This window comes from Pseudomonas sp. Eqa60 (assembly GCF_018326405.1).
GTDB classification, from domain to species: domain Bacteria; phylum Pseudomonadota; class Gammaproteobacteria; order Pseudomonadales; family Pseudomonadaceae; genus Aquipseudomonas; species Aquipseudomonas protegens.
The window spans coordinates 2,030,339-2,054,026 of the sequence record NZ_AP024342.1 but is presented as its reverse complement, the minus strand read 5'-3'; the positions used below and the strand labels follow the sequence as shown (position 1 = coordinate 2,054,026).

Annotated in this window: 19 protein-coding genes and 2 pseudogenes; 3 read left to right on the top strand and 18 right to left on the bottom strand. The window is 64.3% G+C overall.

Annotated elements, in window-relative coordinates:
* Window positions 1-10 precede the first annotated feature (10 nt).
* Together KI242_RS09315 and rluC are read right to left on the bottom strand one after the other, a co-directional pair.
* The gene (locus KI242_RS09315) at window positions 11-673 is read right to left on the bottom strand and encodes an HAD-IA family hydrolase (protein ID WP_047284721.1); all 663 of its coding nucleotides are present in this window, start codon (window positions 671-673) and stop codon (window positions 11-13) included.
* Entirely contained in the window at window positions 663-1,619 is a 957-nt protein-coding gene (gene rluC / locus KI242_RS09310) for a 23S rRNA pseudouridine(955/2504/2580) synthase RluC (protein WP_011060111.1), read from the bottom strand. Before rluC ends, KI242_RS09315 begins: the two co-directional genes overlap by 11 nt.
* 714 nt (window positions 1,620-2,333) lie before the next feature.
* Between rluC and rne the strand changes: the two genes are divergently transcribed.
* A complete protein-coding gene (gene rne / locus KI242_RS09305) occupies window positions 2,334-5,552 on the top strand; it encodes a ribonuclease E (RefSeq protein ID WP_053157008.1) in 3,219 nt (1,072 codons plus the stop codon).
* Between the two features lie 50 nt (window positions 5,553-5,602).
* Here rne and KI242_RS09300 read toward each other — a convergent pair whose 3' ends face one another.
* The 12 genes from KI242_RS09300 to KI242_RS09245 form a co-directional block, all read right to left on the bottom strand.
* Entirely contained in the window at window positions 5,603-6,214 is a 612-nt protein-coding gene (locus KI242_RS09300; protein WP_015634702.1) for a nucleotidyltransferase family protein, read from the bottom strand.
* The gene (locus KI242_RS09295; protein WP_015634701.1) at window positions 6,211-7,206 is read right to left on the bottom strand and encodes an XdhC family protein; all 996 of its coding nucleotides are present in this window, start codon (window positions 7,204-7,206) and stop codon (window positions 6,211-6,213) included. Before KI242_RS09295 ends, KI242_RS09300 begins: the two co-directional genes overlap by 4 nt.
* Entirely contained in the window at window positions 7,206-9,521 is a 2,316-nt protein-coding gene (locus KI242_RS09290) for a xanthine dehydrogenase family protein molybdopterin-binding subunit (protein ID WP_015634700.1), read from the bottom strand. The genes KI242_RS09295 and KI242_RS09290 overlap by 1 nt, the downstream gene beginning before the upstream one ends.
* Complete coding sequence (locus tag KI242_RS09285) at window positions 9,518-9,988, bottom strand: (2Fe-2S)-binding protein (protein WP_011060107.1); 471 nt, start codon at window positions 9,986-9,988, stop codon at window positions 9,518-9,520. The genes KI242_RS09290 and KI242_RS09285 overlap by 4 nt, the downstream gene beginning before the upstream one ends.
* A gap of 242 nt (window positions 9,989-10,230) precedes the next feature.
* Entirely contained in the window at window positions 10,231-11,250 is a 1,020-nt protein-coding gene (murB, locus tag KI242_RS09280; RefSeq protein WP_011060106.1) for a UDP-N-acetylmuramate dehydrogenase, read from the bottom strand.
* The gene (locus KI242_RS09275; protein ID WP_015634698.1) at window positions 11,247-11,711 is read right to left on the bottom strand and encodes a low molecular weight protein-tyrosine-phosphatase; all 465 of its coding nucleotides are present in this window, start codon (window positions 11,709-11,711) and stop codon (window positions 11,247-11,249) included. The genes murB and KI242_RS09275 overlap by 4 nt, the downstream gene beginning before the upstream one ends.
* Window positions 11,711-12,475, bottom strand: coding sequence for a 3-deoxy-manno-octulosonate cytidylyltransferase (gene kdsB / locus KI242_RS09270; protein WP_011060104.1), 765 nt, complete (start codon window positions 12,473-12,475; stop codon window positions 11,711-11,713). Before kdsB ends, KI242_RS09275 begins: the two co-directional genes overlap by 1 nt.
* Entirely contained in the window at window positions 12,472-12,657 is a 186-nt protein-coding gene (locus tag KI242_RS09265; RefSeq protein ID WP_011060103.1) for a Trm112 family protein, read from the bottom strand. The genes kdsB and KI242_RS09265 overlap by 4 nt, the downstream gene beginning before the upstream one ends.
* A 24-nt stretch (window positions 12,658-12,681) precedes the next feature.
* Window positions 12,682-13,692 carry a tetraacyldisaccharide 4'-kinase gene (lpxK, locus tag KI242_RS09260; RefSeq protein WP_011060102.1) on the bottom strand — a complete coding sequence of 337 codons (1,011 nt, stop codon included), beginning with the start codon at window positions 13,690-13,692 and terminating at the stop codon, window positions 12,682-12,684.
* Window positions 13,692-14,120, bottom strand: a complete 429-nt coding sequence (locus tag KI242_RS09255; protein ID WP_011060101.1) for a biopolymer transporter ExbD — start codon at window positions 14,118-14,120, stop codon at window positions 13,692-13,694. The genes lpxK and KI242_RS09255 overlap by 1 nt, the downstream gene beginning before the upstream one ends.
* A complete protein-coding gene (locus KI242_RS09250) occupies window positions 14,117-14,752 on the bottom strand; it encodes a MotA/TolQ/ExbB proton channel family protein (RefSeq protein WP_011060100.1) in 636 nt (211 codons plus the stop codon). The genes KI242_RS09255 and KI242_RS09250 overlap by 4 nt, the downstream gene beginning before the upstream one ends.
* A 102-nt stretch (window positions 14,753-14,854) precedes the next feature.
* Window positions 14,855-17,086: a DNA internalization-related competence protein ComEC/Rec2 gene (locus KI242_RS09245; protein WP_212806064.1), complete on the bottom strand. Its 2,232-nt coding sequence runs from the start codon at window positions 17,084-17,086 to the stop codon at window positions 14,855-14,857.
* A gap of 139 nt (window positions 17,087-17,225) precedes the next feature.
* Between KI242_RS09245 and KI242_RS09240 the strand changes: the two are divergent.
* A pseudogene (locus KI242_RS09240) lies at window positions 17,226-17,740 on the top strand (DUF2062 domain-containing protein).
* Between the two features lie 53 nt (window positions 17,741-17,793).
* On the opposite strand, the gene KI242_RS09235 reads toward KI242_RS09240, so the two are convergent.
* The 4 genes from KI242_RS09235 to KI242_RS09220 all read right to left on the bottom strand — a co-directional run bounded on the left by KI242_RS09235 (window position 17,794) and on the right by KI242_RS09220 (window position 20,960).
* Window positions 17,794-18,573 carry an ABC transporter permease gene (locus KI242_RS09235; RefSeq protein ID WP_011060097.1) on the bottom strand — a complete coding sequence of 260 codons (780 nt, stop codon included), beginning with the start codon at window positions 18,571-18,573 and terminating at the stop codon, window positions 17,794-17,796.
* Entirely contained in the window at window positions 18,570-19,502 is a 933-nt protein-coding gene (locus KI242_RS09230) for an ABC transporter ATP-binding protein (protein ID WP_011060096.1), read from the bottom strand. Before KI242_RS09230 ends, KI242_RS09235 begins: the two co-directional genes overlap by 4 nt.
* Window positions 19,503-19,634: 132 nt before the next feature.
* Window positions 19,635-20,258: a glutathione S-transferase gene (locus KI242_RS09225; RefSeq protein ID WP_011060095.1), complete on the bottom strand. Its 624-nt coding sequence runs from the start codon at window positions 20,256-20,258 to the stop codon at window positions 19,635-19,637.
* A 42-nt stretch (window positions 20,259-20,300) separates the two neighbouring features.
* Window positions 20,301-20,960, bottom strand: coding sequence for a transglutaminase family protein (locus KI242_RS09220; RefSeq protein ID WP_011060094.1), 660 nt, complete (start codon window positions 20,958-20,960; stop codon window positions 20,301-20,303).
* A 214-nt stretch (window positions 20,961-21,174) separates the two neighbouring features.
* Here KI242_RS09220 and KI242_RS09215 point away from each other — a divergent pair.
* Window positions 21,175-23,620 (top strand): annotated as a pseudogene (locus KI242_RS09215) (acyl-CoA dehydrogenase).
* The last annotated feature ends 68 nt before the right edge of the window (window positions 23,621-23,688 follow it).

The following is a 23,688-nucleotide window of genomic DNA, read 5'->3' as shown; positions in this document are numbered from 1 at the left end:
CAGCAAAAACTTAATCGGCACCCTGGCTCAGCCAGGCGTGCAATTGAGGAAAACGGTCGATGGACAAGCGCGGCTCGAATGCCTGCAAGGCCTCGATGGACTGAGCACCGTAGCTCACGGCCACCGAATCCATTCCGGCATTGCGCGCCATCAACAGATCAAAGGACGAATCGCCAACCATCAAAGCCTGCCGCGGCCCAACCCCGCAATGAGCAAGGATTTCCTCCAGCATCAACGGATGAGGCTTGCTGGCGGTTTCGTCGGCCGCCCGGGTGATATCGAAATACCCTTCCCAACCATGGGCCTTCAACACTCGATCCAGCCCTCGCCGGGCCTTGCCGGTGGCGACAGCCAGCTGATATCCCTCATCCCGAAAGGCGTCGAGAGACTGCACCACACCAGCAAACAGAGGCGAAGGCTCGGCCTCGAGGGCAATGTAGTGATCCGCATAATGCTGACGAAAGGCTACCAACTGCCCATCATCTATTTCCGGATACAGTGTGCGAATCGCCTCTGGCAACCCCAGACCGATAATGCCCTTGACGGCGTAGTCATCGCGGCGAGGAAAGCCGGAACGATCAGCAGATGCGTGCATCGACTCGACAATCCGACCAATGGAATCGGCCAGAGTGCCGTCCCAGTCGAAGATCAGCAGTTTGTAATCAGGGTGCACTCAGGCGCTCCACGGTCTTGGCCCACATCTCATCCACCGGAGCCTGCAATTTCAGCTCGCCGCCATCGGGCAGCGGCACTGTCAACATATAGGCATGGAGAAACAGGCGCTTGCCGCCCAGCTCACGGATCTCGCGAGTGAAATCGTCATCGCCGTACTTGCTGTCACCGGCAATGCAGTGCCCGGCATGCAGGGTGTGCACACGAATCTGGTGAGTACGCCCGGTCACCGGCTTGGCCTCGACCATGGTGGCGAAATCACCGAAGCGGCGCAGCACCTTGAACACGGTCAAGGCCTCCTTGCCCTCTTCGTTGACCTCCACCATGCGCTCGCCGGAGCGCAGGTTGCTCTTGAGCAGCGGCGCACGCACCTGCTTCACCGCCGTGGCCCAATGGCCACGGACCAGCGCCATGTAGCGCTTGTCCACGCCATCGCCCCGCAGCGCGGCATGCAGATGACGCAGCATGCTGCGTTTTTTCGCGATCATCAGCAGGCCGGAGGTGTCCCGATCGAGGCGATGCACCAGCTCCAGCTCCTTGGCGTCCGGGCGCAACTGACGAAAGGCTTCGATCACCCCGAAATTCAAGCCGCTGCCGCCATGCACGGCAATCCCGGCAGGCTTGTTGATCACAATCAGGGCCTTGTCTTCGAAGACGATCGAGGCTTCCAGGCGCTGCAGCAACCCTTGAGCCAGCGGCACCGGCTCGTCGCGCTCGGGCACCCGCACGGGAGGCACGCGCACCACATCACCCGCTTGCAGCTTGTACTCGGGCTTGATCCGCCCCTTGTTCACTCGCACTTCGCCTTTACGCAAAATACGGTAAATCAAGGTCTTGGGCACGCCTTTGAGCCGGGCGAGAAGGAAGTTATCAATACGTTGGCCGGCATATTCCGGCGAGACCTCAAGCAATTGAACGCCTGGAGTCGAGGGGGCAGTAGTCGTCATGGCGCGAATGATAACAATTTTTTATGGATTTGAAGCACTTAATGATTGCTGCTATAGTCGCGAACGCCGCCAAAAGCGGCTGGGCAGAGGAACAGCGGCAAACAGCCGGCCCTGACCAACGCAATTCATAAGGACGCAAGGCCGTCCTACGCAGTTTTCACTATCTAACGGAAGAGTTCGGCGTTGTAACAAGCGCAGGTGACATGAGGCCTGAAACCCGTAGAAAGCAGAGTGACTACTCGCCTTTTACGCAGCGATTAACGGCCAGTTCACAAAGTGCAGTCAGCGACAAACGATCCCGAGCGAAAGTTGCGGAAACAACGCCTTTAGCCATGATGCGTGACCTCCCCTTTCGGAGTTCACGGTAAATGCCAACCCGCTGCGGATTCTGCGCGCGGCAGCACCCGAATTATCAGGGATACGTGTAGGGTGGAGATGCACAACCGTCGGACTGTGTAGCATTAGGCTTTATCAAGACGCTTCATCTCGTCCACAGTCGCCGGTTGATTCCTCCTCCTGACAGACTTTTGCTTAAGCGGTGCCTTAGTCACCACAGCAAGCAGGACGCGTAAGTCGCGACTTCGTTCTTAGTTACCCGGACGAACCTCGCTAGACACTCGAGTGGTCAACCACTCCTGACGCACCTGACACCGACCGTGAGAAGTCGTGTGTGCCGAACGCCGTTTCCGGCAGCCCGGAAACCGACGGTACTACATGAAAAGAATGCTGATTAACGCAACTCAACCCGAAGAGTTGCGTGTTGCTCTGGTAGACGGCCAGCGCCTCTACGACCTGGACATCGAGTCCGGAGCCCGCGAGCAGAAAAAGGCCAACATCTATAAAGGCCGCATCACTCGCATCGAACCAAGCCTCGAGGCTGCCTTTGTCGATTTCGGCTCTGAGCGCCACGGCTTCCTGCCCCTCAAAGAAATCTCCCGCGAATACTTCAAGAAAGCCCCCGAAGGCCGCGTCAACATCAAGGACGTCCTGAGCGAAGGCCAGGAAGTCATCGTCCAGGTCGAGAAAGAAGAGCGTGGCAACAAGGGCGCCGCCCTGACCACCTTCATCAGCCTCGCCGGCCGTTATCTGGTACTGATGCCGAACAACCCGCGTGCCGGCGGTATCTCCCGCCGCATCGAAGGCGAAGAGCGCAACGAACTGCGTGAAGCGCTGAACGGCCTGGTGGCACCCGCCGACATGGGCCTGATCGTGCGCACTGCCGGCCTGGGCCGCAGCAGCGAAGAGATGCAGTGGGACCTCGACTACCTGCTGCAACTCTGGACCGCCATCAAGGAAGCGTCCCTGGATCGTTCCGCGCCATTCCTGATCTACCAGGAAAGCAACGTGATCATCCGTGCGATCCGCGACTACCTGCGCCAGGACATCGGCGAAGTGCTGATCGACAGCGTTGAAGCCCAGGACGAAGCCCTGACCTTCATCCGCCAAGTGATGCCGCAGTACGCCAGCAAGATCAAGCTGTACGAAGACAGCGTGCCGCTGTTCAACCGTTTCCAGATCGAAAGCCAGATCGAGACCGCTTTCCAGCGCGTGGTCGAACTGCCTTCCGGCGGCTCCATCGTCATCGATCCGACCGAAGCCCTGGTGTCCATCGACATCAACTCGGCCCGCGCCACCAAAGGCAGCGACATCGAAGAAACCGCCCTGCAGACCAACCTGGAAGCAGCGGAAGAAATCGCTCGCCAACTGCGCCTGCGTGACATCGGCGGCCTGATCGTCATCGACTTCATCGACATGACCCCGGCCAAGAACCAGCGCGCCGTGGAAGAAAAAGTCCGCGAATGCCTGGAAGCCGACCGCGCCCGCGTGCAGATCGGCCGCATCTCGCGCTTCGGCCTGCTGGAAATGTCCCGTCAGCGCCTGCGTCCATCCCTGGGCGAAAGCAGCGGCATCGTCTGCCCGCGCTGCAACGGCACCGGCATCATCCGTGACGTCGAGTCGCTGTCCCTGGCGATCCTGCGCCTGATCGAAGAAGAAGCCCTGAAAGACCGCACCGCCGAAGTGCGCGCCCAAGTGCCGATTCCGGTCGCCGCTTTCCTGCTCAACGAAAAACGCAACTCGATCACCAAGATCGAACTGCGCACCCGTGCCCGCATCGTCATCCTGCCGAACGATCACCTCGAAACGCCACACTTCGAAGTTCAGCGCCTGCGTGATGACAGCCCGGAAGCCAACACCAACCAGTCCAGCTACGAAATCGCAGCGGCCGCCGCCGAAGCCGAAGAAGTCCAGCCAACCGCCGCCACCCGCACCCTGGTTCGCCAGGAAGCGGCAGTGAAGACTGCCCCGGCCCGCGCCAATGCTCCGGTTCCGACCGAAGTCGTCGCTGCCCCTGTAGCTGCACCGGCTCCAGTGGCCGAACCAAGCCTGTTCAAAGGCCTGGTGAAGTCCCTGGTCAGCCTGTTCGCTACCAAGGAAGAGCCAGCCGCACCGGTCGTGGTCGAGAAGCCAGTGACCGAGCGCCCTGCTCGCAGCAACGAAGAACAGCGTCGCAATGGCCGCCAGCAGAGCCGCAACCGTAACGGTCGCCGCGATGAAGAGCGCAAGCCACGCGAAGAACGTGCTCCGCGTGAAGAACGCGCACCACGGGAAGAGCGTCAGCCACGCGAAGTTCGCGAAGCCCGTGAAGAAGTTCAAGCGGTAGCCCGCGAAGAACGCGCACCCCGTGCACCGCGCGAAGAACGCCAGCCACGCGCCCCGCGTGAAGAGCGCAAGCCACGTGGCGAGCGTGAAGAACGCGTGCGTGAACTGCGCGAGCCTCTGGACGCCGCTCCAGCTGCAGCCGCTGCTACCGCCGCCGTTGTTGCCGAAGAACGTCCGGCGCGCCAGCCTCGCGAAGAGCGCCAGCCACGTGCGCCACGTGAAGAGCGCCAACCACGTGCCGAACAGGCTCAAGCCGCTGCCGCCAGCGAAGAAGAAGCGCTGCCGAACGAAGAGCAACTGCAGGAAGACGGCCAGGACAACGCCGAAGGCGAACGTCCACGTCGTCGCTCCCGCGGCCAGCGTCGTCGCAGCAACCGTCGCGAGCGTCAACGTGATGCCAACGGCAATGTGATCGAAGGCTCGGAAGAAAACGCCGAAGAGCCAAGCAGCGCCGATCTGGCTGCCGGCCTTGCGGTAACTGCCGCGGTTGCCAGCACCGCCATCAGCGCCAACGCTGAAGCCGAAGCTCACCAGCAAGCCGAACGTGCGACTGCCGCTGTAGAAGACAAGGCTCCGGAAGCCCCAGTGGTTGAAGCCACCACGCCGGTAGAAGCCCCAGTGGTTCCTGCAGTGGAAGTGGCTCCAGTGGCTGAAGAGCAGGCTCAGGTTGAAGTGGCTGCCGAACCGGCCGTGGTCGTCGAAGCCCAGCCTGTGGTTGCCGAACAACCGGCAGCAGAACCTGTAGCCCAGGCGCCAGTGGTTGAAGAAAAGGCCATCGAGCCGGTTCAGGAAGCCCCTGCGCCAGCCTCGGTTGCCGAGCCAGCATTGGTGGTTGAAGAGCCTGTAGCGGCCCAGCAGCCTGCCCAGGTTGAAGAGCCGGCTCCGGTTGCAGCACCGGTGGTGGCCGAAGAGCCCGCACCCGCTGTCGAAGCTGAAGCCGCGCCGGTCAGCACCCTGACCAGCAATGGCCGTGCACCGAACGACCCACGCGAAGTGCGTCGCCGCAAGCGTGAAGCCGAGCGCCTGCAGAAGGAAGCCGAGCTGGCTGCCGCTGCTGCTCCGGCTGAAGCCGTGGTGACCGCCGAGCCGGCTCCGGTAGAAGCGCCAGAGGTGGTCGAGGCCGCCCCTGCGCCAGCCGAAGAGACTGCACCGGCGCCAGTGGCCGAACCTGCAGTGGAAGAAGCGGCCCCTGTGGCCGAGCAAGCACCGCGCGCTGTCGAGCACGCTGTGCATGCCGAGGAAGAACAGCACGAGCCTAAACCTCTCGTCTGATTCCAGCAGCCCATGAAAAAGCCCCGCCCGGGTAACCGGGCGGGGCTTTTTTATACCTGGAGCACCTGACAATCCGGAAACAGCAACGCCTGCGGAACGTCCACATCCCAGGTCACCCCCGGATCCGTCACCGAAACTTCCACCACCCGCCCCGAAGCGAACAGCGGCCGGGCTCCCCGATCACCAGACAGGCCCTGCAACGCTGCGCCATAAGACCGGCCAAAGCCCACCGGATGACCCAACTCATCCCCCAGCCGCGGCACGCTGATGCCCTCCTCGGTCATTGCCTCCATCACCCGACTGGCGGTGGCGGGCAGGATAAAGGGCATGTCCCCCAGCCAGACCATCCAGCCATGGGCATCGGCGCAGGCAGCCACCGCCGCGGCCAGGCTGTGCCCCATGCCCACGGACTCCAGCACCAGTACCTGACAACCGTAGGCACGCGCCAGATCCACCACCTGGGGTCGATCCGCCGTGGTCACCAGCACTCGCCGGGCAACGTCCACCGGCAGGCTCACCAGTACCTGCTCCAGCACCGGCCGCTGCACCCCGTCACGCCCACGGCAGGGCGCCAGCAGCTTGTCCTGCCCGGCCCCGGCCACCTGGCGAAAACGCCTGCCCTGCCCCGCCGCCAGGATGATTGCGCAAGGCCTGCGGCTCACCTCACCATCTCCGCCACTCGCACTGGCAGCTTCTTCTGCAGCGGTTCGACACCATTTTTCAGCGCGACGATTTCGGCCAGCAACGACAAGGCAATCTCCGCCGGCGTATGGCTGCCGATGGGCAATCCGACCGGCCCGTGCAAGCGCTCGATGGCCTGCGCCGAAAGACCCAGCAGCGCCAGATTGTCCCGGCGCTTCTGGCTGTTGGCCCGGGAACCCAGGGCGCCGACGTAAAATGCCCGGGAGTCGAGCGCCGTCAGCAGCGCCATGTCATCCAGGCGCGGATCATGGGTCAGGGCCACCACCGCCGTGCGCTCGTCGGGCTCGATGCTCAGCACCGCATCGTCGGGCATCCCGGCGACAAAACGTCCATCCTGCCCCTCCCAGCCATGCACGAACTCCTGGCGCGGATCGCAGATCAGCACCTCGAAATCCAGCAAGCGGGCCATCTGCGCCACATAGCGCGATAACTGCCCGGCGCCGATCAGCAGCAAGCGCCAGCGTGGTCCGTAGATCGCCCGCAGGGTGACCCCGTCAAACGCCAATTCATCGCCACGGTTCGCAGCTTTGAGCAGCACCTGGCCGGTGCCCAGGTTCAGCTCCCGGGCCACGATCTGGTGGGCTTCGCAGCGCTGGAGCAATTCGGCGACCCAGGCCGGGTCGCCAACCCGCTCTTCGGTGAGGCGCAAGGTGCCGCCGCAGGGCAGGCCGAATCGCGCCGCTTCCTCCAGGGTCACGCCGTAGGTCACCAGTTGCACCGGCGGCCCGTGGCGAGACAGGCGCCCATCGCCCTGGCGGCTGATCAGGTCATCCTCGATACAGCCTCCGGACACCGAGCCGATCACCACCCCGTCGTCGCGCAGGGCCAGCATGGCGCCGGGTGGCCGCGGCGCGCTGCCCCAGGTCTGCACCACGCTGTACAGCAGCACGCCGCGCCCGGCGCGCCGCCATTCCAGGACACTGAGCAGGACATTCAGGTCGACGCTGTCCATCAGGCGCTCGCCTGCTGCCAGCCCTGCAACTGGTAGCGCACCGGCAGGTTGCGTATGCGCTTGCCGGTGGCGGCGAAGATCGCGTTGCAAAGGGCCGGCGCAATCGGCGGCACACCGGGCTCTCCCACCCCGCCCAGGGGCACGTCCCCCGGCGGCGTCACCAGGTGCACCTGCACCTGTTTCGGCGCCAGGGACATGCGCGCCACTTCGTACATATGGAAATTGTCCTGCTGGACCTTGCCCTCCTTGAAGCTGATCTCCCCCAGCACCGCATTGCCCAGGCCCATGACGCAGGCCCCTTCGAATTGCGAGCGGATACGCTCGGGGTTGATCTGCGGGCCGCAATCCACGGCGATATCGGCCTGATGCACGATCAGCGTGCCATCGTCCTTCACTTCCACCTCGATCACCGCCGCCACATAGGTCACGAAGCTGTAGTGCACGGCCAGCCCCAGACCGCGTCCCTTGGGCAGCGAGCGCCCCCAGCCGGCCGCCTTGGCCGCGGTTTCCAGCACCGTGCGCAGGCGCCCGGTATCAATGGGGTAGCGCTCGGGGGATTCGCCGTAGTTCCACTCCTCGCTCAGGGTTCGGGGGTCGATCTGACGATCCGGCCCCAGCAGCTTGAGCTGGTACTGCAGCGGATCCTGGCCGGCCTTGTGGGCCAGTTCGTCGACAAAACTCTGGATCGCGAAGCCATGGGGAATGTTCGACACCGAACGGTACCAGCCGACCCGGGTATGGGCCGCGGCCTCGGGGTTTTCCAGGCGCACGTTGGGAATCGCGTAGGCCATATTGGTAAAGCCCATGCCCAGCTCGAAGGCGCCTTCGTGATTCATCCCCGGGGCGAACAGCGCGGTGATGCTCGGCGCCACGGTGCGGTGCAGCCAGGCCGCCGGCAGGCCGTCCTTGTTCAGCCCGGCCTTGAGGTATTCCGCCGACACGGTATGGAAGTAGGAGTTGTGGATATCGTCCTCGCGGGTCCACTGCACCCGCACCGCCTTGCCGGGAAAGGCCTTGGCCAGGATCGCCGCCTCCAGGATGAAGTCGGGCTTGGACTTGCGCCCGAAGCCGCCGCCCAGCAGCGTGACGTTCACCGTGACCTGCTCGAAGCCGATCCCCAGGCGTTCGGCGATTCGCTCGCGGGTCACCTGTGGCGCCTGGCTCGGTGCCCACGCCTCGCAGCGACCGTCCTGGAATCGCGCCACGGCCACCATCGGCTCCATCGGCGCCTGGGCCAGGTGCGGCAGGTAATAGCTGGCCTCCAGGCTGCTCTCGGCGCCCTTCAGGGCCTCATCCAGGTTGCCGGTACTGCGCACCACCTTGCCCGGTTGCCGCGCCGCCGCCTCCAGTTGCTTGCGGTATTGGATGGAGTCGTAGCCAGCGTTGGCGCCATCCTCCCACTCGATCCTCAAGGCATCGCGGCCCTTGATCGCCGCCCAGGTGTTGCTCGCCACCACAGCCACGCCGCCCAGGGGCTGGAACTCCGAAGGCAAGGGGCGGCTGTCGATGGGCATGACCTTGATCACCCCCGGCACCTTCAAGGCTGCGCTGTCATCCACCGACTTGACCTTGCCGCCATACACCCGGGGCCGCGCCACCGCCGCGAACAGCATGCCGTCGAAATGCACATCGGCGCCGTACACCGCACGGCCGTTGACGATGTCCTGGCCATCAATGGCCCGGGTGGCCTCCTTGCCGATGTAGCGGAACTCCCCGGGCTGCTTCAGGCGCAGGCTATCCCGGGCAGGCACCGCCAGGGCGCCTGCCGCAGCGGCCAGGGCGCCATAGCCCAGCTCACGCCCGGTGGGCTGGTGAACCACCTTGTGCAACTGCGCCCGACACTGCGCCAATGGCACCTGCCACTGCGCAGCGGCGGCCTGTTCCAGCATGGTCCGCGCAGCCGCGCCACAGCGGCGCATGGGCTCGTACCAATGACGCATGCTGCGCGAGCCGTCGGTGTCCTGGTTGCCGAAACGCACCTCGTCACCCGGTGCCTGGCGAACCTTGACCTGCGCCCAGTCGGCGTCCAGCTCATCGGCCACCACCATGCTCAGGCTGGTGCGCACGCCCTGGCCCATCTCCGAGCGATTGCAGATCACCGTGACGCTGCCGTCGCTGGCAATGCTCACGTAGACCTTGGGGTCATCGACCCAGCCGTGGGGCATGCCGTCGGCACCGAATTTCTTGGCCTCGGCAAAGGCTTCCTGCCAGCCCCAGCTCGCAGCCAGCACCAGGGCTCCAGTGGCCCCCACACCTTTGAGAAAGCCCCGGCGGCTGAGGTTGCTCAGGGCAAAATCCTGCGGTAGGCGGTTCATGCCTTGGCCTCCTGCAGATGGCTGGAAGCCTGGCGGATCGCGGTCTTGATCCGGTTGTAAGTACCGCAGCGGCAGATATTGCCGAGCATCGCCTCTTCGATCTGCTCGTCGCTGGGGTTGGGGTGGACCTTGAGCAAGGCAGTGGCCGACATGATCTGCCCGCCCTGGCAGTAACCGCACTGGGCCACCGCCGTATCCAGCCAGGCCTGCTGCACCACCTGCCCTACCGGGTCGGTATGCAGGTTGTCGATGGTGCTGACGTTCTTGCCCTGCACCGAGCCTATCGGCGTGATGCAACTGCGCGCCGGGTCGCCGTCGATATGAATCGTACAGGCGCCGCACAGGCCCATGCCGCAGCCGAACTTGGTACCGTTGTAGCCCGCCACGTCGCGGATAGCCCACAGCAGCGGCATGTCCTCGGTGACGTCCAGTTGATGATCTTGACCGTTGAGCTTCAGGGTAATCATGGGCACGCCCGCATTTTCTGAGTGATGGGGTCGAGTCATCCGCCGTGCAGTACCGCCGCTACGGTGCACGCAGATCGGCTCAGGCTAATCGGGCTCTCTTGTGAAGACAGGCTTCACCGGGCCTTCGGGAACAGCAGAAAGCTGATTCTTAGCCTGCTAAGTTAAGCCGCAATTAACAAAAAAGCCTTGCCCGAACGTCAGCCAGGCAAGGCTTTTTGCTATCCACCGCAAGCCGGCTCTCGCTAATAGAGGTTGGGCTCCATCTCCAGCTCGACACTGAAACGCTCGGCGATATCGCGCTGGATCCGCCGCGCCAGTTCCAGCAACTGCAGGCCGCTGGCGCCGCCATAGTTGACCAGCACCAGCGATTGCAAGCGATGGACCCCGGCATCCGCCTCGCGAAAGCCCTTCCAGCCCGCCTGTTCGATCAGCCAACCGGCCGCCAGCTTCACCTGCCCATCGGCCTGGGGGTAACCCACCAGCCCCGGATGCGACTGCTTGATCTGCGCCGCCAGTGCCGCCGGCACCACCGGGTTCTTGAAGAAGCTGCCGGCATTGCCCAGCACGGCAGGGTCCGGGAGCTTCTCGCTGCGGATGCTGCAGATCGCCCGGCTGACATCGCTGGCCGTCGGCTGTTCGATGCCCTGCTCGCTCAGGCGCTGGCGCACCGGACCGTATTCCAGGTGCAGGTGATCGACACGGTTCAGGGCAAAGCGCACCCGCAGGATCAACCAGCGACCGGCCTGATGCTTGAACAGGCTGTCGCGGTACGCGAACTGACACTGCGCCAGGTCGAATTCCCGCAGCTCGCCGGTCTGCCGATCGAGGGCGGTCAGGCCGGCGAACACATCCTTGATCTCCACCCCATAGGCGCCGATGTTCTGCATCGGTGCGGCGCCGACGGTGCCGGGAATCAGGCTCAGGTTCTCCAGCCCGGACAGGCCCTGCTCCAGGGTCCACTGGACAAAGGGATGCCAGGTTTCCCCGGCCTCGGCCTCGACCACCACCCGCTGCCCGTCATCGCTGAGCAGGCGAATGCCACGAGTGGCCATGCGCAGCACCAGGGCCTGGATATCCGCCGTCAGCAGCAGGTTGCTGCCGCCGCCGATCACCAGCAGCGGCAACTGGTGGGTAGCGCAATAGGCCAGGGCCTCGCGTACCTCGTCGTCGCTATGGGCCTGGGCAAACCACTTCGCCTTGACCTCGACCCCGAAGCTGTTGAACGGCTTGAGGGACACATCGGCCTGAATGTCCAGGGTCATAGCCGCCCCTTCAATTCGACCACTAGCCGGTCGCAGGCATCCTCGATCAGGTCCAGCACCTGCTCGAAACCCTGCTCGCCGTCGTAGTACGGATCCGGCACTTCATCCAGCGCCGCCTCGTAGCGACGCAGGAACAGGTCCAGCTCGGCCTTGCCCCGAGCCGGTTGCAGAGCCTTGAGGTTGCGCAGGTTGCTCTGGTCCATGGCGAAGATCAGGTCATAGGCAGCGAAATCGGCGCTGCCGACCTGCTGCGCCCGTTGCGCCGACAGGTCGTAGCCGCGCCGCAAGGCAGCCTGCTGGCTGCGCTTGTCCGGGGCCTTGCCGATGTGCCAGTCGCTGGTGCCCGCAGAGGCGACTTGCACCTGGTCACCCAGGCCGGCCTCGTGCAACTTGCGGCGCAGCACGCCTTCGGCGGTGGGCGAGCGGCAGATATTGCCCAGGCAGACGAACAGAACCCGCATCAGGCCTCCAGCAGGCGCCGAACGCGCTCAAGGTCTTCGGCGGTATCGACGCCGGTAGGCGGTGCTTCCAGGGCGTCGGCCACGTGGATCCGCACGCCATGCCACAGGGCACGCAGTTGCTCCAGGGATTCGGTGTTTTCCAGCCAGCACGGGCCCCAACTGACGAAGTCGTGAAGAAAGCCGGCGCGGTAGGCATAGATGCCGATGTGACGGCGATAAGGCACGCCTTCGGGCAGTTGCTCACGACTCTGGGCAAAGGCATCCCGGGCCCAGGGCAAGGTGGCGCGGCTGAAGGTCAGGGCCAGGCCGTTGAGGTCGCTGACCACCTTGACCACATTGGGATTGAACAGGGTCTGCACGTCCTCGATCGGCTCGGCCAGGGTGGCCATGCGCGCTTCGGTGTGGGCTGCCAGGTTGGCCGCTACCTGATCGATCACCGACGGCGGGATCAACGGCTCGTCGCCTTGTACGTTGACCACGATCGCATCCGCGGCCAGGCCCAGCTGGGCGGCGACTTCCGCCAGCCGGTCGGTGCCGGAGTTGTGATCTTCCCGAGTCAGCAGCGCCTCGGCGCCAAAGCCCTGGCAGGCCTCGACGATGCGCTGATCATCGGTGGCCACCACGACCCGCTCGGCGCTGCTCTTGCGCGCCTGTTCCCAGACCCACTGGATCATCGGCTTGCCGGCGATCAGTTGCAGCGGCTTGCCTGGCAGGCGAGTGGAGGCGTAGCGCGCCGGAATGACAACGGTAAAGGCGCTGCTCATTTGTCCAGGCGCTCTTCGGTGGTCAGGGTGCGCGCCTCGCTTTCCAGCATCACCGGGATGCCATCGCGAATCGGATAGGCAAGGCCCGCGCCCTTGCTGATCAGCTCGGTCTTGTCGGCGCTGAGTTTGAGGGGGCCTTTGCAGATCGGGCAGGCGAGGATGTCGAGCAGTTTGGTGTCCATGAGGATTCCCTGGATAAAAGCGAATTAAGGCAGCAGACGATCAGGCAGCAGGCGCATCAACTGGGTGTCGAACCAGGCGACGAAGGCCGGCGAAGGCTGGGCATCGACCGCCAGGTACCACCAGTCGTCTGCCGCGAAAGCCCGGCACTTGACCGCATCTTTCTCGGTCATGACCAGCGGCAATGACGGGGTGAAGGTCAAGGCCTGCGCACTGTATTGAGCGTGATCGGCAAATGCATGGGGAACAGGCCGCCAGTGTAGCGTTTCAAGGGTGTTGAAGAAACGCTGGGGATTGCCGATGCCCGCCACCGCATGCAGCGCCTGGCCGGGGGCGAAATGCTCCAGCGCACGGCGCTCGCCACTGCGCAGGTTGACCAGCACCGAGGGCTTGAGATGAAAGGCGAACCCGTCGTCACGGTCATCAACTGCGCCGTTGTAGAGCACCGCGTCGACGCTCTGCAAACGCTCCGCCGGCTCGCGCAGCGGCCCGGCAGGCAGGCAGCGGCGGTTGCCCAGGCCGCGGGCGGCATCGATCAGTACCAGCTCCAGGTCACGGGCCAGGCGGTAGTGCTGCAGGCCGTCGTCGGAGAGGATCAGGTCCAGCGGCTCGGCGGCCAGCAGGGCCTGTACCGCGCGGCCGCGATCCGGATCGATCATCAGCGGCACGCCGCAGCGCTGGACGATCAGCAGCGGCTCATCACCGGCCACCGCGGCGCAATCTTCGGCGCTGACGCGCCAGGGCAGTTGCGCCGGCTTGGCACCGTAGCCGCGGCTGACCACCCCGACCCGCAACCCGAGGCGCTGGCAGTGCTCCACCAGCCACAGGATCAACGGCGTCTTGCCGGTGCCGCCGACAGTGATGTTACCCACCACGATCAGCGGCACAGGTGGTTGATAGATCGCCCCCTCACCGGCAAGAAAGCGCTGGCGCTTGCCCGTCACCACTCGGCGATACAGGCATTCCAGGGGGCGCAGCAGTTTCAGCGCGGGGTGGCCGTTGTACCAGGCATTGAGCAGGCGATCGGAAAGTGCCATCAGGGTGCCGGGTCCGCCTCGACGGTGGTCATGCGCAGGTGGCTGAAACCGAGCTTGCCGGCTGCATCCATGGCAGTGATCACCGCTTGATGCTGGGTCTTGCCGTCGGCGCTGATGGACAGCGGCAGGTTGGTGTCGCCCGCCGACTCCTTCTGCAGGGCCTCGATCAAGGTCTCCAGGTCATTTTTGGGCAGGACCTGGTTGTTCACCGAAAACACGCCGTCGGCGCTGATGGCGATATCCAGTTGCTTGACCTGCTGGTCTTCGGCCGGCGAGCCGCTGACCGCTTCCGGCAGGTCGACCCGCAGCTCGGTTTCCCGGGTGAAGGTGGTGGTGACAACAAAGAACAGCAGCAGGATGAACACCACGTCGATCAACGACGCCAGGTTGATGTCCACGGTTTCCCGGGGCTTGCGACGGAATTTCACGCTTTGCCCTCGGCCAGATCGACATCGCGGTCGCCCTGGATCACTTCCACCAGCTTGATCGCCTCCTGCTCCATGCCCACCACCAGTTCATCGACCCGGCGTTGCAGGAAGCGGTGGAAGAACACCGAGGGAATGCCCACCATCAGGCCGGCGGCGGTGGTGATCAGGGCTTTGGAAATACCGCCTGCGAGGATGTGCGCGTTGGTGGTCATGCCCGAGCCCATGAACGAACTGAAGATGTCGATCATGCCCAGCACGGTGCCCAGCAGGCCCAGCAGCGGTGCCATAGCGGCAATGGTGCCGAGGGCGTTGAGGTAGCGCTCCAGCTCATGGATGACCCGGGCGGCAGCCTCCTCGATGCATTCCTTCATGATCTCGCGGCCATGCTTGGAGTTGGCCAGGCCCGCCGCCAGAATCTCGCCCAGGGGCGAATCGGCGCGCAGTTCCTTGAGTTTTTCCTTGTTCAGCTGCTTGTCCTTGATCCAGCGCCAGACCTGCCCCAGCAGGTGGGGCGGGGTGACACGGCTGGCCCGTAGGGTCCACAGACGCTCGGCAATGATGCCCACGGCAGCAATGGAACTCAGAATGATCGGCAACATCATCCAGCCGCCGGATTTGACCAATTCCCACACAGTGACAGCCCCCTCGAAAAAGTGCGCCACTCTAACATAGGGGCCGGACGCACCGAAGACCGTGATGTCGCATGCTCACAGGCTTTAATAACCCACGGTTATTTAAGGCATTGCGGGCGGCTCACGCCAGAATCGCCGCTGCTCGCGAAGGCCATGTGCCGCCCCGAAGACCCCCAGTTGCAGCCTCAGGGCACCCTGTTCGGCGCTGTCATAAATTGCCATGTCCAGGCGCCGATAGCGTGCCAGCACTTGAGGATGGGGGTGGCCGAAGGCATTGCCCCGACCACGGGAAATCAGCACCGCGTCGGGGGCCAGCCGCTGCAGCAAGGCCATGGATGAAGAGGTACGGCTGCCGTGATGGGGGGCCTGCAGCCAGTGGGTCCGCACCGCCAGCGGGCTGTCGAGCAAGGCTCGCTCGGCACGGGCGTCGATGTCCCCGGTGAGCAGCAAGCGCTCGCCGGCAGCCTCGACCTGGAGCACGCACGAGGCCTGATTGCCGTCGGTCGCCGCCACCCATTGCCACTGGCGAAAGCGCACGCCATTCCACACCCAGCTCAGCCCACTGTCGCAAGGCCTTGCCTGCAGGCCCGCGGGCAAGGCGTCGGGCTGGCCACCGCGGACCTCGCCCACGGGCATTGCGCGCTGCACCGCCTGGGCGCCACCGGCATGGTCGTTGTCGGCATGGCTGAGCAGCATCAGGTCCAGCCGCCGGATGCCGAGCCTGTGCAGGGTCGGCACTACCACTCGCTCTCCCAGGTCGAACTCGGCGACCCGCGCGCCAGCGTCATACAGCAGGGCGTGATCACGGGTACGCAGGATGAATGACAGGCCCTGCCCCACATCCAGCTGCCAGACCTCCACCTCGCCTTCGGGCACGCGCGCCAGGGGTGGCCAGACCGCCAGCAGCAACAGCGGCCAACCCAGAACCCGCATGGGCACGCCCCTGGGCAACAGCAGCAACAGGCAGCCCAGAGCATTCATGCCCCATAGCCACAGAGGGATCTGCGGCGGCACCCAGGCCGGCCACCCACCGGCAATCAATCCGAGCAAGCGGAACAACCCGTCCAGCAATCCACCGGCCAGCCACAACAGGCCCTCACCCACATAAGGCACCGCCAGCAGCAGGCTGCCGAGCAAAGCCGGCGGCAACACCAGAAAGCTGATCCAGGGCACCGCCAGCAAATTGGCCAGCGGCCCGCTGAGGCTGATAGGCAGCCCCAGAGCCAGCAACGGCGGCAGCAAGCCAATGGCGATCAACCATTGGGCCCGGGTCCAGCCCTGCCACCAGCTCCACGCCCCCAGGCGCCCGGCAAAGATCAAGATCAGGATTGCCACTGCGGCAAAGGACAGCCAGAACCCCGCCTGCAAGCTGGCCAGCGGCTCGGCCAGCAACACCGCATTCAACGCCAGCAGCAGGGGCCAGCCGGCCCGCAGATGGCGAAAGCGCATGCGCCAGAGCAGTACCAGGGCGACCATCACACAGGCGCGCTGCACTGGCACATCGAACCCCGCCAGCAGGCCGTAGCCCAGGGCGCCGAGCCAGGCCAGGGCACAGGCCCAGGGCAACCACGGCAAGCGCTCGGGCCAGAGACCATGGCGGGCCAGCCCGGCCACCGAGAAATAGATCACCCCAGCCAGCAGGCTGATGTGCTGCCCGGAAATCACCATCAGGTGGACGGTGCCGGTGTCCTGCAACAGCTGCCAGTCTTGCCGCGTCAGGCCGGAACCGTCGCCCATCACCAGCGCCGCCAGCCCCGCACCGCGTCCCTGAGCCTCGACCTCTAGCAAGCGCTGGCGCAAGCCTTGCCGCCAGGCCTGCGGGGCCGGTGCCAGTAACTGCCCGGCCTTGACCGTGCCGGTGGCGCCGATACGGCGCGCCAGCAGCCAGGCCTGGTAATCGAAGCCCTGGGGATTCAACAAACCCATCGGCTGGCGAAGCTTGACCGCCAGCCGCCAGCGCTCGCCACTCTTGAGCGCCGGGCCCTCATGCCAGGCCAGCCGCATGCGCCGGGGCAGCCGCTCACGGCGGGCCTGGGCATCTTCCAGCTCGAAACGCACCACGCCGCCCGCCTGCTCCGGCAGGCCGCTCACCCGCCCCTCCAGCCAGCGGGTCTGTGACTCCAGGCGCGGCGCCAGGCGATCATCAAGGGCCGACTGCGCGGAGACACAGGCCCAGGTGAAACCGAACAGGAAAAATGCCACCGGATGTGTACGAAACGGCAACAGCATCAAGGCCAGTATCGCCATACACAGCAGCAGCCAGCCTGGGGGCAAGGCCGGCATGAAACCCAGCGCCAGCAGCCCCGCAGCCAGCGCCAGCATTGCGCTACGCATCCGCCCGCCCCTCCTTGGGAGTTCATACTCTTGGCTTAGTCGAGGATGGGCAGCGCGGCTTTATCATTTGTCACAATGTCTGAATTTTCGCCGACTAGAATCCGGTCATAATCGTCGCCTGACCCGACCGAGAAGCCCTATGCCCCGGCGCTTATTCAAACGTTACATGCCAGATCCGACCAGCATCCGGGAACACAAGTCCTTACGCTTTCTCGGCACCCTGCTGCATGACGCCAACCTCTGGCACCTCAATCGACACTCGGTGGCCCGGGCCATGGCCGTGGGCCTGTTCGCCGCCTTTATTCCCATTCCGATGCAGATGTTGCTGGCTGCGGTATTGGCCATCTGGCTACGCGGCAATATGCCCATCAGTGTCAGCCTGGTCTGGTTGACCAACCCCATCACCATGCCGCCGGTGTTCTTCTGCACCTACCAACTGGGGCCTGGCTGATGAACGTGCCGCCGCGCACCCTGCCCGACGAGCTGACCTGGGAGTGGATCAGCAGCCAGCTGGCAACCCTGTGGCAACCCTTCCTCCTCGGCTCGGTGGTGGCCGGGCTGGTGCTGGGGGCCACTGCCTATTGCCTGACCATGCTCTATTGGCGCTGGTGGGTCGCGCGCCAATGGTCCAGGCGCAAGCAGCAACGGCAGTGACCAACGAAAACGGCCTCCCGAGGGAGGCCGTTTGCATGACGCACTAAAGGCATTTACTGACGCATGCCGCGCCCGCTCACCAGCAGCCGTGCGCAACCGATATACAGCACCAGGGTGGCCACCAGCATGAAGGTAATGGCGATGCTGATCTTGATGTCCGACACCCCGAGGATGCCGAAACGGAAGGCGTTGACCATGTGCAGCACCGGGTTGGCCAGGGACACCGTCTGCCAGAACGGCGGCAGCAGGTTGATCGAGTAGAACACCCCGCCCAGGTAGGTCAGGGGCGTCAGCACGAAGGTCGGGATGATCGAGATATCGTCGAAGTTGCGTGCAAAGACTGCGTTGATGAAGCCCAGCAGCGAGAAGATGGTCGCGGTCAGCACTACCACCAGCACCGTGATGCCCAGGTGGTGCACCTGCAGCGTGGTGAAGAACAGCGACAGCAACGTCACGATGACCCCCACCATCAGCCCCCGCAGCACCCCGCCCAAGGTGTAGCCGATGAGAATGGTATGGGGCGACAACGGCGAGACCATCAACTCCTCGATGGAGCGCTGGAACTTGCTGCCGAAGAAGCTCGATACCACGTTGCCGTAGGAGTTGGTGATCACCGACATCATGATCAGCCCCGGGACGATGTACTCCATGTAGGTGAAACCACCCATGTCGCCGATCTGCCGGCCGATCAGGTTACCGAAGATGACGAAGTACAGGACCATGGTGATGGCCGGGGGCAGCAGGGTCTGCGGCCAGATCCGGGTGAAGCGCCGGACTTCGCGATAGACAATGGTGTTGAGCGCCACCAGGTTGGGTTTGAACTCCGAACTCATACCGCCACCTTCGACAGATTCTTCTCCACCAGGGACACGAACAACTCCTCAAGACGGTTGGTTTTGTTACGCAGGCTCAGCACCTCGATGTTCTGCAGGGCCAGTTGGCCGAACAGCGCGGTGATGCCCACGGCCTTGTCCACCTGGACCTCCAGGGTATGGCTGTCCACCAGCCGGGTCGGATAGCCGGCCAGTTGCGGCGCCACGCTCAGGTCGTTCTTCAGGTCGAGGAGGAAAGTCTCCACATGCAGCTGGCTGAGCAACTGGCGCATGCTGGTGTTCTCGACGATGGTGCCGTGGTCGATGATGCCGATGTTGCGGCACAGCTGCTCAGCCTCTTCCAGGTAGTGGGTGGTGAGGATGATGGTGATGCCTTTCTGGTTGAGCTCGGTGAGAAAGCTCCACATGGAACGGCGCAGCTCGATATCGACCCCGGCGGTAGGTTCGTCAAGGATCAACAGGCGCGGTTCATGCACTAGCGCGCGGGCGATCATCAGGCGCCGCTTCATGCCACCGGACAGGGAACGCGAAGGCACATCGCGCTTGTCCCACAGGCCGAGCTGGGTCAGGTACTGCTCGGCGCGCTGCTTGGCGATCTTCGCCGGAATGCCGTAGTAGCCAGCCTGGGTCACGACGATGTCGAAGGTTTTCTCGAACTGGTTGAAGTTGAATTCCTGCGGCACCACGCCGATGCAACGCTTGAGCGCCGCCGGCTCACGATCCAGGTCGTGGCCAAAGACGCTCACCGTACCGCTGGTCTTGTTCACCAGGGTTGAGAGAATGCCGATGGTGGTGGATTTGCCGGCCCCGTTAGGGCCGAGCAGGGCGAAAAAGTCACCTTCGGCGACATCCAGATCGATACCACTCAGGGCCTGGAAACCGTTGCCGTAGGTTTTGGTTAGCTGCCGGATGGACAGAGCGGAACTCATATCGGATTCATGCACCAAGAAGGGGGAATTTTATAAGTAAGGGCGGCCCGAGCCGATTGCAACGACGCCGGACGCCCGCCATGTTGCGTGCCTGCGTCGTGCAAGTACAGTCACCCGTATCGATAGTGGGTATTAAGTCAACGCGGTCATCACGGCCTGGCGATAGGCCGGGCGCTGTTTCAAGCGCTCATACCAGGCTTGCAGATGGGGCATGGAAGGACGCTCGATGGGCATCTCGAACCAAGCGTAGATGAAACTGCCGAGGGGAATGTCGCCCACGCCGATCTCCTGCCCGGACAGGTAAGGCTGCTCGCCCAGGGCCTGATCGACCCGCGCCAGCAGCTCGGCACACGTGGCCTTGGCGGCGTTGATCTGCGCCCAGTCCTGCTGCTCGGCCGGGGTGCGCAACACACCCCAGAACAGATGCCGGAAGGGTTCAGCGAAGGTCGAGGTGGTCCAGTCCATCCACTTCTCGGCGCTGGCCCGCAGTTGCACGTCGGCCGGGTACCAGTGGCTATCGGCGGCGTAGCGCGCAGCCAGGTAGCGCACGATGGTATTGGACTCCCAGAGCACGAAGTCGCCGTCTTCAATCAGTGGAATCCGGCCATTGGGGTTCAGCGCCCGGTACGCCGGGGTGTCCACCACCCCAAAGGCGCCGCCGGCGTCCAGGGACTCATAGGCGAGCCCCAGTTCCTGCGCGCACCAGAGTGCCTTCCTGACATTCGACGAGTTCTTGCGACCCCAGATCTTCAGCATGACCATCCCTCAGTAATGAATGCCGGGGCAGTCTACGCCTGATCAGCCGCGACTCAAATCGCCGCGCAGGTCTGCCAGCACTTGCGGCTGCTGCGCGTCGAACAGGTGCGGGTAGCATTTTTCCAGGTGGCCGAAAAACAGCTCCTGCGGCACGTCGGCAAACTGCCCGTGGTCCACCAGGTACTCCATCGACTGTTCGCCCTGGCGATTGAAAGGCTGGAAAACGCTGTCCTCCAGGCCGTCGAAATCCAGCGGCGCCACATCGAACATTTCACACAATTGCCGGTTGAACGCCGGCGTGGCCTTGACCCAACGACCCTGCAGATAGAACTCGGTGTAGCCGTGCATGGCGAACACATCGCTGCGCAGCAGCTCCAGCAGCCTGGGTGTGGACAGGTGATTGCGCACATCGGCCAGGCCGATGCGCGCCGGTATCCCACAATGCCGGGCACAACCGGCGAGCAAGGTGGCCTTGGGCACGCAATAGCTCTCGCCGGTGGCCAGGGCATGGCTGCCGCGCAAGGTCTGGGGATCACGGCTGAAACTGTAGAAGTTGTAGCGTACGGCCTCGCGCACCGCGTAATAGAGGCTGACGGCTTGCTGTCGGGGATCGCGGCTGGCACCGCGATGAGTTTCGGCGAACTCCACCACCGCCGGGTGGTCACTATCGATGAAGCGGCTGGGACGCAGGTACTCGTGCATGGGCATGACCTCCGAGAGGAAGCCTGAGTCTATCGAGGCGTCCGCCCCAGTGATAACGACGTATCGGCCAAAGATCATGGCCCCCACGATCAACCGGGCCTGGCCCGCAAGATACAGACTTGCATTGCACCCGCACTGCCCTGCTCACCCGCGCTGTCGAAGGCCGACTACGCTCTGAGGGTGATTTCACCCCTGGTTTCACGGAGGATTGAATATGCTGTTGTTGTGGATACTGGTTCTGGTGCTCGCAGTGGCCTACCTGGCCCATCGCCGTACCGCCCCCTGCCCGCCCTGGGCGTGGTCGCCATCTACCTCTTGGCCATGGGCGCCTTTAGCCGTGCCCCCGGCTGGCTGCTGCTGATTTTCTGGGTGCTGCTGGCAGCGGTCGCCGCCCCTCTGCTGCTGCCCGATCTGCGGCGCAAGTATTTCAGTGCGCCGCTGTTCAGCTGGTTCCAGAAGGTTCTGCCGCCGATGTCCCAGACCGAGCGCGATGCCATCGATGCCGGCACCGTCTGGTGGGACGGCGAGCTGTTCAGTGGCCGCCCCGACTGGAATACCTTGCTGGCCTACCCCAAGGCCCAGTTGACCGAAGAAGAGCAGGCGTTCATCGACGGCCCGACCGAGGAGCTGTGCGCCATGGTCAGCGACTGGCAGATCGGCCAGCACATGGACCTGCCGGCCGAAGCCTGGGCCCACATCAAGGAGCACGGTTTCTTTGCCCTGATCATTCCCAAGGAGTTCGGCGGCAAGGGCTTCTCGGCCTACGCCCACTCCCAGGTGGCCATGAAGCTGGCCACCCGCAGCGGCGACCTGGCCTCCACCGTGATGGTGCCCAACTCCCTGGGCCCGGCCGAACTGCTGCTGCACTACGGCACTGACGAACAGCGCAATCACTACCTGCCGCGGCTGGCCCGGGGCGACGACATTCCCTGCTTCGCCCTCACCGGCCCCCTGGCCGGCTCCGATGCAGGGGCCATGCCCGACACCGGAATCATCTGCAAAGGCCAATGGCAGGGTGAAGAAACCCTGGGCCTGCGCCTGAACTGGGAAAAGCGCTACATCACCCTGGGCCCGGTGGCCACCCTGCTCGGCCTGGCCTTCAAGGCCCATGACCCGGACCACCTGCTGGGCGACCAGGAAGACCTGGGTATCAGCCTGGCACTGATCCCCACCGACACCCCCGGGGTGGATATCGGCCGCCGCCACCTGCCCCTGGGCGCGGCCTTCATGAACGGCCCGAACTCCGGCAAGGACGTGTTCATCCCACTGGACTTCCTCATCGGTGGCCAGGAAATGCTCGGCAAGGGCTGGATGATGCTGATGAATTGCCTGTCCGTGGGCCGTTCGATCTCCCTGCCCGCGGTGGGCACCGGCGCCGCCAAATTCACCAGCCTGGTGACCGGCCAGTACGCCCAGGTGCGGGAGCAGTTCAACGTGCCCCTCGCCGCCTTCGAGGGCATCCAGGAGGCTCTGGCCCGCCTCGGCGGCAATGCCTGGCTGATGGACAGTGCACGCATGCTCACTGCCAACGCCGTGGACCTGGGGGAAAAACCCTCGGTGCTGTCGGCGATCCTCAAGTACCACCTCACCGAGCGCGGCCGCGAGTGCATCAGCCACGCCATGGACGTGCACGGCGGCAAGGGCATCATCATGGGCCCCAACAACTACCTGGGCCGCAGCTGGCAAGGAGCGCCGATCTTCATCACCGTGGAAGGCGCCAACATCCTTTCGCGCAACCTGATGATCTTCGGCCAGGGGGCAATCCGCTGCCATCCATTCGTGCTCAAGGAAATGGCCCTGGCCGGTCGCGAAGACCACGACCAGGCACTGCAGGAGTTCGACGCCCTGCTGCTCAAGCACATAGGTTTCGCCGTGAGCAACGCCGCCAGTACCCTGGTGCTGAACCTCGGCCTGGGCCACTTCGAACACGTTCCGGGAGACAAGGTCAGCCAGGGCTATTTCCGTGCCCTGAACCGCCAGGCAGCGGCCTTCGCCTTGCTGGCGGACTTCTCGATGATGCTGCTGGGGGCGAACTCAAACGCCGCGAGCGCCTTTCCGCCCGCCTGGGGGATGTGCTCAGCCACCTGTACCTGGCGTCGGCAGCGCTCAAGCGCTACCACGACCTGGACTCCCCGGAATACCTGCGCCCCCTGCTGGCCTGGGCCATGGAAGAGAGCCTCGGGCATTCCGAACGGGCCCTGGACGAGTTGCTCAGCAACTTCCCCAACCGGGTGTTCGGTTGCGTGCTGCGGGTGCTGGTGTTCCCCTTCGGCCGTCGCCATACCGGGCCATCGGACCAGCTGGATGCCGAAGTGGCGGCGATCATCGGTCGAGCCCAGGGCGATCCGGCCCTGGAAGCGGTGCTTGCCGGCTGCTACCGCCCGCAATCCAAGGACGACCCGGTGGGCGCCCTGCAACATGCCAGCAACCTGCTGAGCGCCGTGCACCCGTTGCACAAGAAGCTCCACGAAGCGCTGAAAAGCGGCCAGGTCAAACCGGCTGCCGGCGAATCGGCCATCGACGCGGCGCTGGAAGCCGGCGTGCTGCAGGCCGCCGAGGCCCAGAGCCTGCACGAGGCCGAGGCGGCGCGGCGCAAGGTCATCGATGTGGATGATTTTGCCAAGGAGGAGCTGACCCTAAGCGAAGGCAAGACCCGCTAGACGGCCGCCTTCGGGGCAGGTCGATTATGAAACCGGGCGCGGGAGCTATATACTCCCGCGCCCGTTTT

Excerpts from the sequence above, each read along its gene's own strand:
- rluC (WP_011060111.1), bottom strand. The coding sequence starts at position 1,619 with ATGACGACTACTGCCCCCTCGACTCCAGGCGTTCAATTGCTTGAGGTC.
- rne (WP_053157008.1), top strand. The coding sequence starts at position 2,334 with ATGAAAAGAATGCTGATTAACGCAACTCAACCCGAAGAGTTGCGTGTT.
- KI242_RS09295 (WP_015634701.1), bottom strand. The coding sequence starts at position 7,206 with ATGGACAGCGTCGACCTGAATGTCCTGCTCAGTGTCCTGGAATGGCGG.
- KI242_RS09290 (WP_015634700.1), bottom strand. The coding sequence starts at position 9,521 with ATGAACCGCCTACCGCAGGATTTTGCCCTGAGCAACCTCAGCCGCCGG.
- KI242_RS09285 (WP_011060107.1), bottom strand. The coding sequence starts at position 9,988 with ATGATTACCCTGAAGCTCAACGGTCAAGATCATCAACTGGACGTCACC.
- murB (WP_011060106.1), bottom strand. The coding sequence starts at position 11,250 with ATGACCCTGGACATTCAGGCCGATGTGTCCCTCAAGCCGTTCAACAGC.
- KI242_RS09275 (WP_015634698.1), bottom strand. The coding sequence starts at position 11,711 with ATGCGGGTTCTGTTCGTCTGCCTGGGCAATATCTGCCGCTCGCCCACC.
- kdsB (WP_011060104.1), bottom strand. The coding sequence starts at position 12,475 with ATGAGCAGCGCCTTTACCGTTGTCATTCCGGCGCGCTACGCCTCCACT.
- KI242_RS09265 (WP_011060103.1), bottom strand. The coding sequence starts at position 12,657 with ATGGACACCAAACTGCTCGACATCCTCGCCTGCCCGATCTGCAAAGGC.
- lpxK (WP_011060102.1), bottom strand. The coding sequence starts at position 13,692 with ATGGCACTTTCCGATCGCCTGCTCAATGCCTGGTACAACGGCCACCCC.
- KI242_RS09245 (WP_212806064.1), bottom strand. The coding sequence starts at position 17,086 with ATGCGTAGCGCAATGCTGGCGCTGGCTGCGGGGCTGCTGGCGCTGGGT.
- KI242_RS09235 (WP_011060097.1), bottom strand. The coding sequence starts at position 18,573 with ATGAGTTCGGAGTTCAAACCCAACCTGGTGGCGCTCAACACCATTGTC.
- KI242_RS09230 (WP_011060096.1), bottom strand. The coding sequence starts at position 19,502 with ATGAGTTCCGCTCTGTCCATCCGGCAGCTAACCAAAACCTACGGCAAC.
- KI242_RS09225 (WP_011060095.1), bottom strand. The coding sequence starts at position 20,258 with ATGCTGAAGATCTGGGGTCGCAAGAACTCGTCGAATGTCAGGAAGGCA.
- KI242_RS09220 (WP_011060094.1), bottom strand. The coding sequence starts at position 20,960 with ATGCACGAGTACCTGCGTCCCAGCCGCTTCATCGATAGTGACCACCCG.